This is a genomic window from Arthrobacter sp. TmtSoilC79 (genome assembly GCF_059739405.1).
In genome coordinates this window covers 2,542,667-2,559,923 of record NZ_AP046051.1, presented here as the reverse complement: position 1 = coordinate 2,559,923, position 17,257 = coordinate 2,542,667, and the positions used below count along the sequence as shown (strand labels likewise).

General features: G+C 60.1%; 15 protein-coding genes. 11 read left to right on the top strand and 4 right to left on the bottom strand.

What is annotated here, in order from left to right:
• Positions 1 to 2: 2 nt before the first annotated feature.
• The 7 genes from AC6JA3_RS11800 (at position 3) to AC6JA3_RS11770 (ending at position 7,271) form a co-directional block, all read left to right on the top strand.
• Positions 3 to 950 (top strand): ABC transporter permease, encoded by a 948-nt coding sequence (locus AC6JA3_RS11800; RefSeq protein WP_026546655.1) that lies wholly within the window; start codon positions 3 to 5, stop codon positions 948 to 950.
• Between the two features lie 10 nt (positions 951 to 960).
• Positions 961 to 1,917, top strand: a complete 957-nt coding sequence (locus tag AC6JA3_RS11795; RefSeq protein ID WP_026546656.1) for an ABC transporter permease — start codon at positions 961 to 963, stop codon at positions 1,915 to 1,917.
• On the top strand, positions 1,914 to 3,569 hold the full coding sequence (locus tag AC6JA3_RS11790) for a dipeptide ABC transporter ATP-binding protein (protein WP_347783447.1): 1,656 nt from the start codon (positions 1,914 to 1,916) through the stop codon (positions 3,567 to 3,569). The genes AC6JA3_RS11795 and AC6JA3_RS11790 overlap by 4 nt, the downstream gene beginning before the upstream one ends.
• A gap of 934 nt (positions 3,570 to 4,503) precedes the next feature.
• Positions 4,504 to 4,953, top strand: coding sequence for an SdpI family protein (locus AC6JA3_RS11785; RefSeq protein ID WP_223945314.1), 450 nt, complete (start codon positions 4,504 to 4,506; stop codon positions 4,951 to 4,953).
• Between the two features lie 45 nt (positions 4,954 to 4,998).
• A complete protein-coding gene (locus AC6JA3_RS11780; protein ID WP_223945315.1) occupies positions 4,999 to 5,700 on the top strand; it encodes a sporulation delaying protein family toxin in 702 nt (233 codons plus the stop codon).
• 45 nt (positions 5,701 to 5,745) lie between these two features.
• Positions 5,746 to 6,330 (top strand): SdpA family antimicrobial peptide system protein, encoded by a 585-nt coding sequence (locus AC6JA3_RS11775; RefSeq protein ID WP_431768468.1) that lies wholly within the window; start codon positions 5,746 to 5,748, stop codon positions 6,328 to 6,330.
• A complete protein-coding gene (locus tag AC6JA3_RS11770; protein ID WP_497920136.1) occupies positions 6,327 to 7,271 on the top strand; it encodes a sporulation-delaying protein SdpB family protein in 945 nt (314 codons plus the stop codon). Before AC6JA3_RS11775 ends, AC6JA3_RS11770 begins: the two co-directional genes overlap by 4 nt.
• A gap of 1,392 nt (positions 7,272 to 8,663) precedes the next feature.
• Here the strand turns inward: AC6JA3_RS11770 and AC6JA3_RS11765 are convergent.
• The 4 genes from AC6JA3_RS11765 to AC6JA3_RS11750 all read right to left on the bottom strand — a co-directional run bounded on the left by AC6JA3_RS11765 (position 8,664) and on the right by AC6JA3_RS11750 (position 13,574).
• The gene (locus AC6JA3_RS11765) at positions 8,664 to 9,515 is read right to left on the bottom strand and encodes an SDR family NAD(P)-dependent oxidoreductase (protein ID WP_051420770.1); all 852 of its coding nucleotides are present in this window, start codon (positions 9,513 to 9,515) and stop codon (positions 8,664 to 8,666) included.
• A 131-nt stretch (positions 9,516 to 9,646) separates the two neighbouring features.
• Positions 9,647 to 11,215, bottom strand: a complete 1,569-nt coding sequence (locus AC6JA3_RS11760) for an amidohydrolase (RefSeq protein ID WP_223945317.1) — start codon at positions 11,213 to 11,215, stop codon at positions 9,647 to 9,649.
• A 66-nt stretch (positions 11,216 to 11,281) separates the two neighbouring features.
• On the bottom strand, positions 11,282 to 12,730 hold the full coding sequence (locus tag AC6JA3_RS11755; RefSeq protein ID WP_347783445.1) for an APC family permease: 1,449 nt from the start codon (positions 12,728 to 12,730) through the stop codon (positions 11,282 to 11,284).
• A gap of 46 nt (positions 12,731 to 12,776) precedes the next feature.
• Positions 12,777 to 13,574, bottom strand: coding sequence for a tyrosine-protein phosphatase (locus tag AC6JA3_RS11750; RefSeq protein WP_223945318.1), 798 nt, complete (start codon positions 13,572 to 13,574; stop codon positions 12,777 to 12,779).
• 224 nt (positions 13,575 to 13,798) lie between these two features.
• Between AC6JA3_RS11750 and AC6JA3_RS11745 the strand changes: the two genes are divergently transcribed.
• The 4 genes from AC6JA3_RS11745 to AC6JA3_RS11730 all read left to right on the top strand — a co-directional run bounded on the left by AC6JA3_RS11745 (position 13,799) and on the right by AC6JA3_RS11730 (position 17,164).
• Positions 13,799 to 14,413 (top strand): TetR/AcrR family transcriptional regulator, encoded by a 615-nt coding sequence (locus tag AC6JA3_RS11745; RefSeq protein WP_223945319.1) that lies wholly within the window; start codon positions 13,799 to 13,801, stop codon positions 14,411 to 14,413.
• A gap of 35 nt (positions 14,414 to 14,448) precedes the next feature.
• Complete coding sequence (solA, locus tag AC6JA3_RS11740) at positions 14,449 to 15,576, top strand: N-methyl-L-tryptophan oxidase (RefSeq protein WP_223945320.1); 1,128 nt, start codon at positions 14,449 to 14,451, stop codon at positions 15,574 to 15,576.
• Between the two features lie 133 nt (positions 15,577 to 15,709).
• Positions 15,710 to 16,663: a phosphotransferase gene (locus AC6JA3_RS11735; RefSeq protein ID WP_223945321.1), complete on the top strand. Its 954-nt coding sequence runs from the start codon at positions 15,710 to 15,712 to the stop codon at positions 16,661 to 16,663.
• Positions 16,664 to 16,765: 102 nt separating this feature from the next.
• Positions 16,766 to 17,164, top strand: coding sequence for a GlcG/HbpS family heme-binding protein (locus AC6JA3_RS11730; RefSeq protein WP_091470866.1), 399 nt, complete (start codon positions 16,766 to 16,768; stop codon positions 17,162 to 17,164).
• Positions 17,165 to 17,257: the final 93 nt, after the last annotated feature.

Genomic DNA, 17,257 nt, shown 5'->3' with positions numbered 1-17,257 from the left:
CCATGATCCGCTACATCGGCCAACGGTTGCTGCAAGGCGCGTTCGTCCTCTGGGCCGCCTACACAGTGTCCTTCCTGATTCTGTACTTGCTGCCCGGCGACGCCGTGAGCATCATGGCCAGCGGCGACGAACAGAACGCAGTGGATCCGGCACTCGTTGAGAAGCTGCGGGCGGAGTATGGCTTGGACAGGCCTCTTTACGAGCAATACTTCGTGGCACTGTTCAAGGCGCTCCAGCTGGATTTCGGGCTATCCATCAAGAATGGTGTCCCTGCAACCCAGACTGTGGCGGAAGTCCTGCCGGAGACCATCAAGTTGGCTGTAGCGGGATTCGCGCTCGCGGTGCTCCTGGGCAGTGCCCTGGCAGTGGTTGCGGCGTTCAGCCGCAACCGCTGGATCCGCCAGGCCTTCTCCTCGCTGCCGCCTTTGGGCATCGCGGTGCCCACCTTCTGGATCGGCCTCCTGCTCCTGCAGTTCTTCTCCTTTCGGTTGCGCTTGTTTCCTGCGATAGGGAACGACGGCGGCCAGAGCCTCGTGCTTCCAGCCCTGACTCTGGCCATACCCACCTCTGCCGTGATCGCCCAGCTGCTGACGCGCAGCTTGCGCCAAACATTGGGCGAACCGTACATCGAACAGATCCGGGCCAAGGGAGCCAGTGAAGCGCTGATCAACTTTGGCCATGCCCTCCGGAATGCAGCCATTCCCACGCTGACCATGCTGGGAATCCTGGTGGGAAATCTGCTGGCCGGGGCAGTGGTGAGCGAAACAGTGTTCTCCCGTGCAGGCATAGGGCGGCTCACGGTCACGGCCGTCAACAGCAGGGACATCCCGGTGGTCCAGACCTTGGTGGTCCTGGCCGCCGCCATCTTTGTCATCACCAGCTTGATCGTTGACCTGATCTATCCGCTCGTGGACCCGCGCATCAACACAGCGCGCGGCGCCAAGGTCTAGGAGGGCCATCATGACGCAGCAACTTGTGAAAGAGACTCGCTCCGAGGCGGGCTCCGGAACGGGGCAGCAGGCCACCAGACCCGAGGCATCAGTTCCCGTCTCGCCGGCCGCCGCCCAAGCTTTAGTCCGTTGGGCTGGTGCCCGTTGGGCCGCAGCCCGGAGGTTCCTTGCCAAGCCCGGCCTGGTGCTGTCCGTGCTGGTCCTTGCCGTGGTGATCCTGTGGGCGTTGGTTCCCCAGGCCTTTACCCAGTGGCCTCCCGACACGGGTGTTCCGTCGTCGCGGCTCAAACCGCCGTCCGCGGAACACTGGTTCGGAACAGACAGCCTGGGCCGCGACCTGTTCTCCCGGGTGGTCCACGGCTCGGCGACGTCCTTGGCTGCCACGGCTGTGGCTGTCGCCGTCGGCCTGGTTGCGGGATCGGCGCTAGGTTTGCTGGCTGGCTCCATCAGGGGGTGGGTGGATGACGCCATCATGCGCGTCATGGATGTGCTGCTGGCCATTCCCAGCTTGCTGCTTTCCTTGGCTCTCATCACGGTGCTGGGCTTCGGAACCATCAACATCGCCATCGCGGTGGGTATTGCCAGTGTGGCCAACTTCGCCCGGATCATGCGTGCTGAAACCCTCCGGGTGAGCACGGCTGTGTACGTTGAGGCCGCACGGTCCTCGGGTGTCCGGTGGCACTCCATCCTCCTCCGACATGTCCTCCCCAACGCTGCCGGCCCGGTTCTGGCCTTGTCCGCGCTGGAATTCGGCATGGCAGTCCTGTCGATTTCATCGCTGAGCTTCCTCGGGTTCGGCGCACCACCACCCTCTGCGGAATGGGGTTCACTGGTGGCCGGAGGTCGCGACTACCTGGTGGCTGCGTGGTGGTTGGTGACGTTGCCGGGCGTGGTGATTGCCGCCGTCGTGCTGTCCACCAACCGTATTTCGCATGCTTTCCAAGACTCTGAAAGGAACCGGCCATGAGCTCCCACGCTGAACCGCTGTTGAAGGTGGAGAACCTACGCGTGGACTATGTGGTGGACGGATCCCCGCGGAACGCGGTGGCCGATGTCAGCTTTGAGGTCCGGGCGGGCGAAGTCGTGGCGATTGTGGGGGAGTCGGGCTCCGGCAAGACCACCACGGCGCACTCCATCATCAACCTGCTCCCCGGCAACGCCCGGGTTTCCTCCGGCAGCGTGACCTTCGACGGCACGGACCTGACGCAACTGACGCGCAAGGAGTGGCAGGGCGTGCGCGGCAAGGACATCGGACTGATTCCGCAGGACCCCACGGCGTCATTGGATCCCCTCCAACGGGTGGGCGAACAAGTGGCGGAAGCGCTCACCATCCACCGGCTCCAGCCCAGGAAAGCTGCACGGCAAAGTGCCGTCAGATTGCTGAAGGAATCTGGAATCCGCGACGCTCCCTCCCGGGCGCGCCAGTTTCCTCATCAGTTCTCCGGTGGCATGCGCCAACGTGTCCTCATTGCCACAGCGCTTGCCGCCCAGCCGAAACTGGTCATCGCTGATGAGCCCACCAGTGCGCTGGACGTGACGGTACAGCGGCAGATCCTGGACAACATTGCTGCCTTGACCGCGGAGCGGGGGACCGCGGTCCTGCTGATCACCCACGACCTCGGCGTCGCGGCTGACCGCGCGGACCGCATCATTGTGATGCGTGGCGGAGAGATTGTGGAGGAAGGGTCAGCAGCGGCTGTGCTGGGAAGCCCACAGCACAGTTACACCCGCCAACTCATTGAGGCAGCACCGGGGCTGAACCCGCGCAGGCTGCGGCCGACGCTGTCAGTTGTTGACCGGGGGACGACGCCGGCCGGCGGCACTGCATCCGGCTCGCCTCTGGTGGAGGCCAAGTCGCTCAGGAAAGTCTTCACACTCCCGCGTGCAGCCGGAGGCGCAAGGACGCTGACCGCCGTCGACAACGTTTCGCTGAATATTAAGCGCGGCGAAACTTTGGCGCTGGTGGGGGAGTCCGGCTCCGGAAAGAGCACTGTTGCCCGCTTGTTGCTGAGGTTGGACAAGCCAACGTCCGGTTCGGTGGTGTTCGACGGCGTGGATCTGGCCAGTGCGAAAGGGGAGAGGCTGCGCCAGCTCCGACGCCGGTTCCAAGTGGTGTTCCAGAGTCCTTATGCATCCCTGGACCCTCGTTTCACTGTGGAGGACATCATTGCCGAGCCACTGCGGGCCTTTGCGGACGGCACACCGGCTGATCGGAAGGGCAGGGTGAAGGCCTTGCTTGAGGAAGTCCATCTTCCCTCGGACTACGGTTCCCGTCGTCCGGCCGAACTCTCTGGCGGCCAACGTCAGCGTGTGGCCATCGCCCGGGCCTTGGCGTTGAAGCCCGAACTCGTGGTACTGGATGAGGCGGTCTCGGCCCTGGATGTTTCGGTGCAGGCGCAGATTCTGACTCTGTTGGCTGAGCTGCAGGTTCAGGAGTCGTTGAGCTACCTGTTCATTTCTCATGACCTTGCCGTGGTCCAGCAAATCTCAGACCGCGTGGCGGTCATGCAGGCAGGGAAGCTGGTGGAAATCGGCGAGGCACTCGAAGTGCTGGACAGTCCCACTCAGGAGTACACCCGCCAACTGATTTCCGCGATTCCGGGGCGGGTGACGGGCTAGAGGCATTTCCGTTACCCGGCAGTTGCCGCGGGTGTGACCGATTAAGCTGAACAGAGTTTAAGGGTGAACGCATCTAGGGCTCTGTCCTCGCACCTGTGTGCTGCGGTAGGACGGCTGCCCCAGCGGCGAGGTCCGTGGCTATCCGGTTTGTGGCCATCGCTTGGCCCGATCACTGCACCGGCTGGGCCGGCGCTTCCTCCAGTCCCGACATATGCGCCGTTATCGGCTACCTGAGTGTCCATGAGTGAGCTCCTAGCTTTCGGGAATCCGTCAGCCGCCATGAGTCTCGATGTCTCAACGAGTTGATTTGTGGTGGGACCTCCTAGTTTTTCTCCGGTTATGTCGATGATCGATCCTCTTGGGCAGGTCTTACACTGGGCGCGTTCAGGTTCCAGTGTTGCGGCGTATTAGAGTGCGGGGTCGACGAGGTCAGATAGTCCTTTGGCCTGGCGGCGGGGGTGCTCGCTGTAGTTGTGTGGGCGGGCTCGACAGTATCTGGTGTCAATGATGTTTAGCAGACGCAGGAGGCGAAGGAGGCGAAGGTCTGATGCGTGTACTTCCGCCTACGTCGGAGACCTTCTTGGCCACGTGTGCATTGTGGGCGGCTCCCCGGCCGGCGAGTCCTGAGTTGCCGGATCCGAGCTGTGGCGGCCTTGTCAGAGATCGAGGTCTGGGCGGTGGGACAGAGACAGCGGGGAGCGGGGAAGCAGTCTGCCGCCATGACACTGACGACGGCGTCGACGCCAGGCCCGTCAATGGGGCCCTAGGCCTTCTCCAGGCTGGGTCCATTCCGACCTCTGCAGGACAAACGTAACTCCGCCGACGAGTTATCTCCCTATTTCGCAGGTGCTAGCGAATGACTGAAGCGGGGTCGGGGTCGGAGGCACAGCAAATCAAAGGCCGTGATTTGTGACGGGCCACGGCCGATGTTAGCGTGGCATTTCAATCTGGAGTTTCCTCGGTCATCCGAGTACGTAACAGTGAAAGGATCGTTTTGGGGGCGGTTTTCAGCACGACAATGTTCACGATTGCGTTCTTGGTTGTAGCAGGCCTACTTCAAATGCTGGCATCGCAGGTTAAGTCCGGCGATTCGAAGCCTAACTATACGTTTGGCATCCGTTCGAAGGCTACTCTGTCGTCTGAGCGTGCATGGAACGCTGCACACACTTCAGCGCTTGGTGCCCTGAAAGCTATTCCGGTGATGCTCATCGGCTTTGTGGCAACACTGTGGGTCATATTCGCAGTACTACCCAAGGATGATTCGAGTGTTCCGTGGATCTTCTTCTCGGGTATGGGGTTCACGGTCATCATGGTGGCCCTGCTCATGCACATGTACTACAAAGCCGATTCGCTGGCTCGACACATTACTGAGGGCGATGAATAATCCAAAGCGGCAATCAGTCTACAACTAAATTTATTTTCATTAATATTGGGGGATATTGTGTTTTATAGTTCATCTAGTCGAACTTTTCGCATCAGCGTGGCTATGTTGCTATCTCTTCTGCTCGGCCCGGTTGGTATCTCGTCCGCTCAAGCATCTGTAGCTACCACTGTTTCAACGAAGAAAACAGATTTCCGAGGAAACTACAGCGCCGAAGATGCGCTCCGGCTTCTCCTAGCTGGTATCGGCCCATTGGCCGAAAGTAACCCACGATTGCTTAGCCTGCTGGGTTTTGCCGCAGATCGTCCGGTCCCAACTCTTGCCGAGGTTGACCCGATCGTTCAGGACTTCCTGGTCTATTACCCAGGGTTTAGTTCCGAAGTACTGCCAAAGCTCCGCTCCGGAAAGCCCCGCTCGGTCGAGGCTGGCCTGGCCACTTTCACGGAAAAGTTCTATGACTACCTGGCCTATCGCAAGGCGATAACCGATCCTCAGGATGCGCAGCAAGTTACGCCCTATGGGTGCGGCGTGACATGGACATGTGCAGCGGTGGCTGCCTTCGTAGTGGCAAACGGCGCCTTGTATGCCAACGTAGCGGTTGCGACCTTCGTGGTCGTCGCCGGTGGCGCCGTTTTGGTTTTGCTAGTAGTTCCCGGCTATTTGGCAAACAAGGACTACATGACAACGGCAGGTGTAGAAGAGATCGGGCGGGACACCGCGATTGCAGAGCTCACACGGGCGCTGCGATGAATTCGTCACTCCTATCCCTGAACTGGCTATCTGCCCAGACTTGCCATGACCCTGCATGACCCCTCACAGAGATCAAGAACGTCGGCGCTTGCGGGAGTAATTTCTCTAGCACTGTTTGGCGCCTTCTTCGCGCTTACGATCTTCTACGCCATGCCCAGCAATGTGTTAGCCGTGAAGGAGGGGGAGCCCCTTCGCCGCACATTGGTGTCAGTTGCACCCCAAGCGTGGGCATTCTTCACAAAGCCGCCCAACGATCCGGAATTCGCCGTCTATCAGCTCCGAGATGACGGATCCGTAGAGTCGTTGATGCAGACTCCACAAACCCGGCCCGAAAACTACTTCGGACTAAGTCGTAAACAAAGGTCTCAGGGGCCGGAGCTGGGCGTGATTGGTAACACCATAAGGGAATGGGCCGATTGCAGCCCCGACGGCGGTCGACAGGATTGCCTTGAGAGGGTGCGATCCCTGGAAACCCAGATCGTCGACAATGACTCACCGGTTGCTTCCGTTTGCGGCCGGATAGTAATTTTTCAGACCAAAGCAGTCCCCTGGGCTTACCGGGAATTTGAATCAGAAGCCCGGTTTGAAGTCAAAGGTGCGGTTGTGGATTCGAGATGCAAGGTGCGATGAGAATAATATCCAGGCTGAACAATGACATCTGGTCATTCAATCCACAATCCCGAATCATTGCTGTCGCCAGGAGCGGTCTGGCGCTCTCCCAGGTACTGACACTCCTACTGACACCAGCACCCTACCTCTACTCGGTTCCGATTCTGGGACAGCCTCCAACCGGACAGTGCACCCGTGCACTGGAGAACGTATCGTTATTCTGCGTTGCGAGCGAGCTCTCGGATGAAGTTGTGCAAGTCTTGATGATTATTGGTCTAATCGTTGTGGCTTCCGGGTTTCTTCCTCGATTTACGTCAATTCTCCACCTTTGGCTTTCCTACTCATTTGCCCAAACAGTTGCCCTACCTGACGGTGGCGACACGGTATTGGTTTTCACTACTTTTTTCCTCGTGTTTGTCTCTCTACCAGATAACCGGCTTTGGCACTGGCCGCAAGGCCACTCACGGTCCACTACCAGATTTGGTGCGTGGCAAGGAATTTCGTGGGCCGCACATTGGGCTCTTAGGATCCAGATTGCGTATATTTATCTGCACAGTGCGTTGGCAAAACTGAGTGTTGAGAATTGGAGCGAGGGAAGCGCCCTGTACTACATCGTTCGCGGTGAGTTCTTCGGAACTGCGAACTTTCTTCAAAGTTTCGTTTTCTTCCTTACATCCGTTCCTATCGTTGCCCTAACACTTAGTTGGGGAACGATGATTATGGAAGGCGTCATTGCAGGAACCCTTCTTAGCAGGCGACCCATGGTGCAGACCGCAGGATTCGTCGCCTGCGTCTTGTTGCATGTCGGCATCATCATGTTCATTGGGATCTGGTCCTTCGCACTGGCCATGGTTTTTTCCGTCATGATTGCAGCGTCGCGGGGGGGTCCTGTCATGAACAAGCTTTTGTCGGAGTTGCCCTTCAACGTGAGTCCGCGCGGCAAGCCGGCGCCCATCGCTTGAGCAGTGAGCCGTCCGGAGGTTGCTGAAGCGAGACCGGACCGTTGTCTGTGCCCGGCCCGTCATTGAGCCCCAGCCGGACCGATTCGTCGGGCGTCTATCATCCGCTGTTCAAGGTGAAGCCTGCTTTGACGCTCCGCGCACTGACTGCGACCCGAACCCGGGTGTGGACACTGTTCACACTTTCCACCTCGAACTGCCTTGTACACGGGCCGGACTGCCCCGGATTCCGCATGTTTCCGCGACTTCCCAGCAATAACAAGCCCTGGAATCACCTTCGAGTCCCACCTCGGGCACGGCATACCCCCTCGTCAGAGGGGGTTTTTGCTTTAACGTGTGTACATTCCGGATGGTCAGGTCCCTCTGACACTGGCCGCGGGGTGTGCCTAGCGCCGCGGGACGCCTGTTTGGTTGTGGGAGAGCGGGTTCAGGGTCGAGGCTGGTGACCGTCCGCTGGCTTTAATCTGGGGTTATGTGTGCCTCTCTTGGTTCGTCGGGTAGGTCGTGGTTGGCCTACACCTCTTCATGGGTAGGGGAACTGAGCGCAACATGACTTCGAAATCCTTCGATAGAGTTCGTGGTTTTTGGCTCGCGGATGATGTCGTGGAGCCTGCGTTGTCGCTGCTTTGTCCGGCCAAAGGGGGTGTGGACATTGTCCACACTTAAGTCTTCTTTATTGCAACTGATTGCAGCCATGTGCTCTTCCCTCCTTGGGCCTATATCTACTCATGCATGTGAGTGTCTATAGCGACATGACGCCGATCAGGAAGCGCTCTACATACTAGGGGTCATTCCGAGGGGGGATTCAGTGGCGGTCGGCTGAGTGCTTTCAAGTTGGTCTTGGCCGTGCCATCGACGCGTACATTGAAATCAACTGGAGGCGGGCCCGACGCACGTTCCCAGCGAAGCCTGAAGCGCGAAGCCAGCGTCTAACGCTTGGCCGATGGGTCCGATGATACGGACCGTGGGCGGGTGACAAGCCGGAACCGATAGTTGCTTCGAGGGTGCCTCGCCGCTATCGGCCACCGGGACGCGGAGTAGAAACGGGCAGAAAACTCAATGTCCTTGCCTGAGAGTGCGTCCAGCTTCAAGCATTTCTGGTCGATTGTTCCGCTTAACCGTTCGCGGCGATAGGCCGAACGGAGGCCCTTGGTCCCGGTCTGTAAGAGGCCAGAGGATCCGCTCGCTATTGAGATTGTTGCAGCGACGGCGCTCATGGGTTCCACGCAAGAACTCTATCTATCCGCCGGAGAACACATGGTGTAACCGTCCCGGAAATTGCCCCATGCGGGTCGCTGAAGGAAGCCACTCCCGCCGACCGGCGGTGCTACTGAGGGTCGGCGGGAGTGATCCTTTGCATTTCCCCGTGGGGTGTCCTGTTCTGAGGGGCTAGATCTATCCTGCTTGGACCATGTGTGTGGGTATTTCCAAGCCGTTGTTCTGGTTGTTGGAAGTGACTGTCACTCGCGGGTCGAAGGCGATTGCGCTTGGTTCGACAGCTACTAGCCCGCCGTCGACAGGGATCGTAGCGGCATTTATGTACGACGCTTGATCTGATAGCAGCCAGGCGATGAGTGCTGCGACTTCGGAGGAAGAGCCGGGGCGCCGGGTGGGGACGAAGGCTGTTGCGAGCTCGTAGGCGGCTTCGCGGCTTACGCCGAGTTCGGAACCGAATTCGCTCATTTCCATGTCTGCCATTTCGGTCTGGGTCCAGCCTGGGCATACGGAATTGGCTCGAATACCCTCAGGGCCGTAGTCAATGGCGACGGTTTGGATCAGCATTGCCAGTGCTGCTTTGGTGGCGTCGTAGCCGGCGATACCTGCAGTGGCCCGCAGGGCGGCGGCGGAGGCGACGCCGACCATGGCTCCTCTGGTGGCCAAGAGGTGGGGTAGGGCGGCGCGGATCAGATAGAACGGTCCTGTCAGGTTTGTGCTGAGCATGGCGTCCCAGTCTTCGTCGTTCAGGTCCCCGGCCACACCTGCTCTGACGATTCCGGCGTTGAGTACCAGGCCGTTAAGGGCGCCGAATCGGTCGATGGTTTCGGTGACGAGTCGCTTCATGTCTGCATCTGAGGAAACATCGGCAATGACCGGATGTGATCCTGTGCTGCGGGCTACCTTGTTCAGGACATCGGGGCGTCGGCCGCAGATGACTACTTCCCATCCTTGGTCTCGAAGCGTTGTTGCGGTGGCGGCGCCAATGCCCGTACCTCCGCCGCTGACAATCGCGACTGAAGAGTTGTTCATGTGTAATCCTCACGTGAAGGGGCGGCCGTGGGTAGGCCCATGGCCCGCCCGCTTAGGCGAAATGGGTGATTGTGGGGTTGTCGAGGGCACGGTGACGGTCAGCGGTCATCGTGCCCTCGACGTGTGCCGGGTCATGGCCTGTGGAACACCGTTTCGCCTTCGAAGACGGTGCGTATTACTTGGGTGGACCCTATTTCATTGACGGGTACGTCGAAGAGGTTCCGGTCCAGGACGATGAAATCGGCTGTTTTCCCTATTTCAAGGGAGCCTTGGTGTTTTTGCTGGTCGACGGCCCGGGCGCCGCTGATCGTCATCGCTTCAAGGGCGGACGGGAGGTCGATGGATTCGCTGGCGTGCTGGAGCATGCCTTGAAGTGCCGGGAAGAGGTTGGGATCGGAGGTGATGATCCAGTCCGATCCGACGGTCATGTGTGCATCATTCTTGAGCACGGAGTTGAAGTGGTAGTAGTCGGTTAGCCCGTATTCGGGCACGTGCCAGATGGCCGGGGACATTTCGGCGACGACGTTGTGTTCGTGGAGGCGTGCGTAGTCGCTGGGACTGATGAACCCGGCATGTGCGATTTCGTGGCGCGGGCCGTCGGGGCCATTGATGGTGCGGACTTTTTCGATGGCATCCAAGGCCCGGCGGGTGGATCCTTCACCGGCGCAATGGATTTTGACGGTGAGGCCGGCGGCGTCGAACTCAGCGAGCCTGGTGACGAATTCCTCTTCGGGAACCAAGATGTTGGTTTCATCAACCGCCCCGTCTTCAGTCAGGTCTGCCTGGGTGAAGTGTGGAGGCAAGGGTGCCCCGTCCAGCCAGACTTTGATGAATTTTGTGTCGACGTGCTGTGAGGCCCATTCGTCCCGGGATTTGATCGTGGATTCGAGGGCGTCGAGCGTGGCCATGCCGAAGCCTTCATCACGCCACACCAGGTGCGCCGCGATGCGGATCTTGAGTTGGTTTTCCTGATCCAGATCGCGGAACGCTTGCAGGGCTTGCGGGGATGCGGACGCTTCCTGCACGGAGGTGATGCCGAATTCGTGGCAGACCGATACCGCCCAGGCGATGGCTTCGGCATTGGTGGTGCGGGAGTAGTCCGGAATCGACCGCAGAACAGGCCAACGGGCCTGTTCGACCATCTCACCGGTCAATGCACCGGTGGCTTCGTCGCGAATGTAGCGTCCCCCGGGAGGGTCGGTGATGTCCTCGGAGATCCCGGCCAATTCGAGGGCTTTCGAGTTCGCCAGGCCGTGGTGGATCGTGTAGTCGTACAGGAAGACCGGCTGATCGGGGAAGGCCCCATCCAGGAAGTCCTTGGTGACGCCGCCCGGTCCCAGGTCCGGCGGGAAGAAGTCCCCGCCCAGAACCCAGCTGGTGCCGTCCGCTTCAACCGGCCCGCTGCAGTTGCACGAGCGGATGTCTTCAATGACCCGCTGCTGGTCACCGCCCGGGCTCAGCCTGGGTTCGAACCGGAATTTGAGGCCGCTGAAGAGCAGATGCAGGTGTGCATCGTGGATGCCCGGCATCATCATCCGACCCTCCAGGTCCACGACCTCGATGTCCTCGGTGATCCTGAGTCGGATGTCCTCTTCGGTTCCGATGGCCACTATGACCCCGTCGTCGACCACTAGGGCTTCAGCCCAGGGCTGGTCAGGGTTGACCGTGTAGATTTTTCCATTCGTGTACGCAGTACTCACTCTGTGGTCCTTCCAAGCAAATGTGGATTTCTTGCCGTCTTCGGGAAAGTGACGACCGGGCAGGAGTTAGACGTTCTCTTTGGCGTAGTCGATGCTGCCTTTGGCCTTGCCGAACAGCAGGCCGGCAACGATCAGGACCGGGATGAGGATGAGCAGCCATTTCGCGGCCGCGTTGTCAGGACCGATGAGTGAGTCGTAATTCTCGATGGTCACGTATCCGATGTAGGAGAGGATCAGTGTGGAGAGTACGGGGGCGATTTTGGTCGCCCAGATGTTGGATGAGTCTTTGGTCCGGACGAAGAACACGACGATCGATATGGATGTCACAATCAGGATGGTGATGAACGCCGCTGTTGCCAGGGCGCTGAACCAGGCGAAAACGACCGTGATCGGGTCGGCGCCGAAGAGCAGGAAGGCGACAACGACGATGCCCACGGCGATGCCGTTGGTCAGGGCTGCGGGGGAGGGGCTTCCAGCCTTGGAGACTGCGGCGAGTCGGGTCGGTAGGACGCCGGCGCGGCTCAGGGCGAAGAGGTAGCGGGCGAACATGTTCATCAGGCCCAGCAGCATGGCCAGGTAGCTGGTGACGACCAGGACCTGCATGGACATGCTCAGAGCGTCGCCGCCGCTGGCGCTGGCGAGGCTGAAGATGAATCCTGCAGGGTCTTCGGTGGCGGTCTGCTGGATGTTGTCGACGCCGATGGCGCCACCGATAACCCAGATGGAGAGGGTGTAGAAGATGCCAACGAAGGCGATCACGGCATAGAGGGCCCGCGGGATGGTTTTGCGCGGGTTGACTGCCTCTTCTGAAAACACGACCGTGGCTTCGAAGCTGGTGAAGCACAGGAACGCGAACAGCAAAGCGATGCCCAGGCCCGGGCTGAATAGGTTGTCAGCGGTAAACCCGGAAACCGAGAAGACCTCAGGGCCTTTGCTGGCTACGAGCGTGATGACCAGGGCTGCGACAACAAGGGTTTCGCCGATGATCAGGACAGCCAAAAGCCGGATGCTTGCGTCGATGCCCCGCATGGTCAGTGCCGTGGTGATGACGAGCAACACGATAATCCAGATGACCGGGGGAACGGCGAGTCCAGTGAGGCTCTCACGCAGCTGCCCGGCGAACACGCCGAACTGCGACCACAGCCCTACCTGCAGGCTGAGGTACATCAGTACCGCCAGTCCGGCACCTGCTGTGGCCCACGGCGTGCCGAGACCTTTGGCGATGTAGGCAACAAAGCCGCCGGCGTTGATGACGAACCGGCTCATCCGCAGGTACCCGACGGAGAAAAGTGCAATGAGCAGAGCCGCAATGGCGTAAATAAGCGGGGCGGCGCCTCCTACAGAGGCAAAGACAACAGGACCGGTTCCGACCACCGCTGCCATCGGCGCTGCGGCGGCGATGACGAAAAAGGCGATGGCGAAGACACCGAGTTTGTTGGAGCGAAGGTGACCTGGTTGCGGTGCAGGAGTGTTGGACGGCGTCGTTGCCGGCAACTCGCTGACGTTATCAATCATGGGGTTTCTCTTTCAAAAGGGCGGCCGTAGCCGGGGCGCGGAGTCCTCAGACGAGGAGCCGGGCCTGGAGTTTTTGGCTGAGTGCCGGGGTGAGCCCGAGTCCGTCTTCCAGGTAGGAACGGCGAGATCCCCAGGTGTTTTCGACGCTGCGCCAAGCGGCGTCGAGATAACTGGGTCGGGCTTCCAGCAGGGGCGTGATGATGGTGCGCAGGTGCTTGTCGATGGGTGGGACGTCCCCTGCGGTGGTGCGGATGAGGTACTGGTTTTCGGGCAAAGAGCTTTGGGTGTAGTCATCGCGGATTACGGAATCGGGTACACCCAGGACGGTCAGGAGTACGGCTATGGCCCAGCCGGTCCTGTCTTTTCCTGCTGAGCAGTGGACGACCACGGGCAGGTCGCCGGTGGCCAGGGAGGTAAGGAATTTGGCAAATACTGAAGGGTTGCCGGCGATGTCGTTTGCGTAGAGGCGGTGCATCGCTTCTTCAGCTTCTTCGGCGGTGAGGGTGTCGGCCAGTTCTGTGAGCCGGCCTTCCCGGACCGCCGACCAGAGAACAGCATCTCTGCCGTCCTTGGTTTGGAGGGGCGTTTGGACGCCCTTCCAGGTAGGAACAGTGCGGTCTTCGGCGTGTGATTCCCAAGGGTTACGCAAATCAATGAACTGCAGGCCTGCGGACCGCAGCAGCTCACGGTCCCGGGAGGTAGCGGACCCGAAGTGTCCGCTCCGGTAAACGAGTCCTTCAGCGAGGCGGGATCCTCCGTGGGCGCGCAGACCACCAATGCTCCGGAAGTTCCGGACGCTCTGCAGTGCCATGGATGCACCCGAGCCGACTGTGACCTGTTTCATACAGCAAAGCTAAACCCTGTATGTGTCGTTCGGCAATAGAACATGCTAATTCGATGTTAAACAGCTAGTCCAAAAGCTGGTCATACTGTTCAATGTTCTTGTGCGAGCGGTTCATCGTCAGATTTTGCCAGCTTCTGCCAAAGTTTGGACTGAGTGTTCACTTTTAGGATTGGGTGTGCAATCATGTGAAGCAGGTCACCTAATTACCTAAGCAAAGGACGAAAATGAGCACCGCTGACAAGCCCCTTTCGGTACGGGAACGGAACCGCATGAGGACCCGTGGGGACATCCTGGACACCGCAGCCGAGCTTCTGGGCTCAGAGGGGTATGCCGCGACGGTTATCGAAGTTCTCAGCCAACGGTCGGGTGTTTCGCGTGGGACGATCTACTCCCACTTCCCGGGCGGCAGGGAAGAGATCGTCCGCGAGGTCTATCTCCGGATCGCCGATGGCGTCTACGTGCGGGGTATCAGCTTGCGTGATGCGTTGACCAATCCCGGCGAGAGGATCACCGCCCTGGCATTCGCTTTGGTGGAGGCCACGAAGGAGCCCGCGGGCCGGTTCTATGGCGTCATGGGTCCGGACCTGGTCTCGGCGTTGTCCGGTGTCCTGGGTTCGACGTCCCGTTCCTTTGAGGAACTGATTGCCCAGGATTTGAAGCACGCCCAAGAGGACGGGACCTTGGATGCGGACGCACCAACCGAGGTCCTGGCCGCAACGATTACCGGGGCTATCCGTGCCGCCGGAGCGGCTGCAGCAGGCAAACCTGCGAACGCAGAGCAGGCCGTCGAGGCTGTGCGGCTGCTCATTGATGGACTTCTCGTACGAGCTACTGTCTGACCCGCCACTGGGTCAAAACACCAACGGAGGAACTTGTGTCTGAACAACATTACGATGTCATCGTTATCGGATTGGGCCCGTGGGGCTCATCGACGGCATGGCATCTGGCGGCCCGCGGCAAGACCGTCCTGGGTCTGGATCGATTTGCGCCTCCGCATATGCACGGCTCGCACGGTGGAGCTACACGGTTGGCACGTCAGTCCAGCAGCGCCGGGGCACAATACACGCCCTTTACCAAGCGGACCTTCGAACTGTGGGATGAGCTGGCCGCGAAGACCGGTACCCGCTTGTTGGAGCGATCCGGAACGGTGTTCGTCGGTGAGCCCGGATCGATGTGGTTCGACAAGACCGTCGCTTCCCTGGGATCTTCTGACTTCGAATATGACGTCCTTGACGGCAAGACAGCACGTGAGCGTTTTCCCTGGGCCCGCATCGCCGACGAAGAAGTCGCCGTGTGGGAACCAAACGGCACGGTCGCCCTCGTCCACGCAGCCATCGAGGCACTCCAATCCGAAGCCCGGCGGTTGGGGGCAACCCTTCGGACAGGGGAGTCCGTTCTGGGCTGGGACGAGACAGCCTCGGGCATCGTTGTGAACACCGAGCGGGGAAAGTACACCGCCGACAAAATTGTCGTAACCGTGGGTGCGCGCGCCAACCACTTGATGCAGCTGGAACTGCCCTACAAGGTGGACCGTCAGGTGTTGGCCAACTTCCGCCAGGTCGGGCCGCCGAAGCCAGCCATCTACTTCGCGAAGCCTCCGGGATCGGATGAGGCGCCGTCCTACGGTTGCTCCGAGCCCAGTGGTGAGTGGAAGTTCTCCGTCCCTGGAAAGGGAAACTGGATCGACCCGGAGGATCTCAGCCAGGACCTTCGTCCCGGAGACCTCGAACGCATCCAGGACGTGCTGCGCGACAGGCTTCCGGAGATTGACCCCAACCCGGTGTCCACCACAGTCTGTATGTGGTCCGAAGTCGAAGACGGTCACTGGGTCATCGGCGAGCACCCCGAGTCATCGAAAGTGGTCATCGGTACCGGCGACATGGGCCGGGGCTTCCGCTACGCGGCTGCTGTCGGGGAAATGTTGGCCGACCATGTTGACGGCGTTTCCCGACCGGAAACCAGCCTGTTCCTGCCTTCGCGGTTCGTCACAGCAAAGGCATGAGAAATGTCATCCGTTGATGTCCTGACCGCACCGTTACAGAGCTTGTGGGAGCTCGTAGAACAGTGCAGCCAGGACGGTCCCCGACAACAACACAGTGCACCTGCATTCCAAATTCGAAGGACATCCAACTCTAATGACCATCGTCCCTGAAACCGAAATCACCAGCATTGAGGCGGTGCTTTCATCCTCCCCGGAGTGGGGTGGCTGCCATGTCACCGCGCGTTCGCTCTCTGGCGGTCAAGCACATAAGAACTACCTGGTCGAAGACGGGCAGCGCCGCTGCGTCGTCAAGCTCTGGAACAACTACTGGGAAACTGTAGGCGTTCTTCCAGCAGCGCACGTCGTGCTGGAAAACACGAAGATCGCAGCTGTCATAGGCGTCGGCGCACCGGTGATCACGGTCTCCGCTGACCCTCTGGCGCTGGCCTTGGACTTCGTCGCGGGCGGCCACCCCAAGCTCAACGATGACGAGGACTCCATCACCCGGCTCGTCCCCGCGCTCCACCGGCTGCACCATTCAGGCCGCCGCTTCCTCAACGACATCAATCCCTTCGACCAGGCCAGACAAAGGATGGCTGCGGCGGGAACGCACGGCATCGAACTTCCCCCGGGAGCGCGGGCCATACAAGCCTTGATGGATCGCCTGGAGACGGTCCTGGCCTTGGATCCAGCCCAGTTCGTGCCCTGCCACCTGGACATATGGGACGCGAACATCATCAAGCAGACCTCCTCGATGACGTACAACATCATCGACTGGGACCTCGCCGGCAACTCAGACCCCTGCTACGAAGTCGGCTTCGTCGCCGCCCAAAACGGGTTCGGACAAGACAAAGCCCACGCCCTCTTCCGGGCTTACTTCGGCAACGAGGACCCCGTGAAAATTGCCCGCGCACGGCTCTTCATGGCAGTGGCCCACTGGTCCAACAGCGGGCTGTGGATCACCGCACTGGGCAACGCCCGACCGAACGACGACGCCGACTATGCAGGGGAATTGCGAACCAGTTGGGAAGGGCTGATCAGGGAAATCACTTCCCCTGACTTCCCTGAACTCATTAAGGCCGCTGCCACGCCGGCAGCACTCGTCTAGACAACCAAATACCACCACCCGACGGGCCGATCAGACCGGCTGACTCCCCATCAGCTGTGACAACCACGCCCAAAAACGGGAATGATCCAACAGGAGCACGACATGAATGACATCACCGAACAACAAGCACAGCAGGTACTTGAGGCAGCGCGCGAAGCAGCACGTTCCTCCGAAACCCTGATGAACATTGCCGTGGTGGACGCCGGCGGAAACCTCAAAGCCTTCACCCGCATGGATGGTGCCTGGCTTGGCAGCATCGACATCGCCATCAAAAAGGCGCGCACGGCCCGGTACTTCGACATGCCCACCGGAGACATCGGTGCCATCTCCCAGCCCGGCGGTTCGCTGTTCAACATCGAAGTCTCCAACGGCGGCCTGATCACGTTCCCCGGAGGCATCCCCTTGACCAAGGGCGGCGTCGTCATCGGCGCGATCGGCGTCAGCGGCAGCTCGGTCGAGAACGACCACCTGGTTGCCACCGCCGGCGTCAACGCCCTCTAGACCGTTGCCGGGTCAGGCCATCGACCGTCCGGCCCGGCAACGCCCCCTACCCACGTTTCCCGATTCGAATCCGCTCAACGGCCAAGGACAGCA

Excerpts from the sequence above, each read along its gene's own strand:
- AC6JA3_RS11790 (WP_347783447.1), top strand. The coding sequence starts at position 1,914 with ATGAGCTCCCACGCTGAACCGCTGTTGAAGGTGGAGAACCTACGCGTG.
- AC6JA3_RS11800 (WP_026546655.1), top strand. The coding sequence starts at position 3 with ATGATCCGCTACATCGGCCAACGGTTGCTGCAAGGCGCGTTCGTCCTC.
- AC6JA3_RS11750 (WP_223945318.1), bottom strand. The coding sequence starts at position 13,574 with ATGAAACAGGTCACAGTCGGCTCGGGTGCATCCATGGCACTGCAGAGC.
- AC6JA3_RS11730 (WP_091470866.1), top strand. The coding sequence starts at position 16,766 with ATGAATGACATCACCGAACAACAAGCACAGCAGGTACTTGAGGCAGCG.
- AC6JA3_RS11770 (WP_497920136.1), top strand. The coding sequence starts at position 6,327 with ATGAGAATAATATCCAGGCTGAACAATGACATCTGGTCATTCAATCCA.
- AC6JA3_RS11755 (WP_347783445.1), bottom strand. The coding sequence starts at position 12,730 with ATGATTGATAACGTCAGCGAGTTGCCGGCAACGACGCCGTCCAACACT.
- AC6JA3_RS11775 (WP_431768468.1), top strand. The coding sequence starts at position 5,746 with ATGACCCTGCATGACCCCTCACAGAGATCAAGAACGTCGGCGCTTGCG.
- AC6JA3_RS11765 (WP_051420770.1), bottom strand. The coding sequence starts at position 9,515 with ATGAACAACTCTTCAGTCGCGATTGTCAGCGGCGGAGGTACGGGCATT.
- AC6JA3_RS11795 (WP_026546656.1), top strand. The coding sequence starts at position 961 with ATGACGCAGCAACTTGTGAAAGAGACTCGCTCCGAGGCGGGCTCCGGA.
- AC6JA3_RS11745 (WP_223945319.1), top strand. The coding sequence starts at position 13,799 with ATGAGCACCGCTGACAAGCCCCTTTCGGTACGGGAACGGAACCGCATG.
- AC6JA3_RS11735 (WP_223945321.1), top strand. The coding sequence starts at position 15,710 with ATGACCATCGTCCCTGAAACCGAAATCACCAGCATTGAGGCGGTGCTT.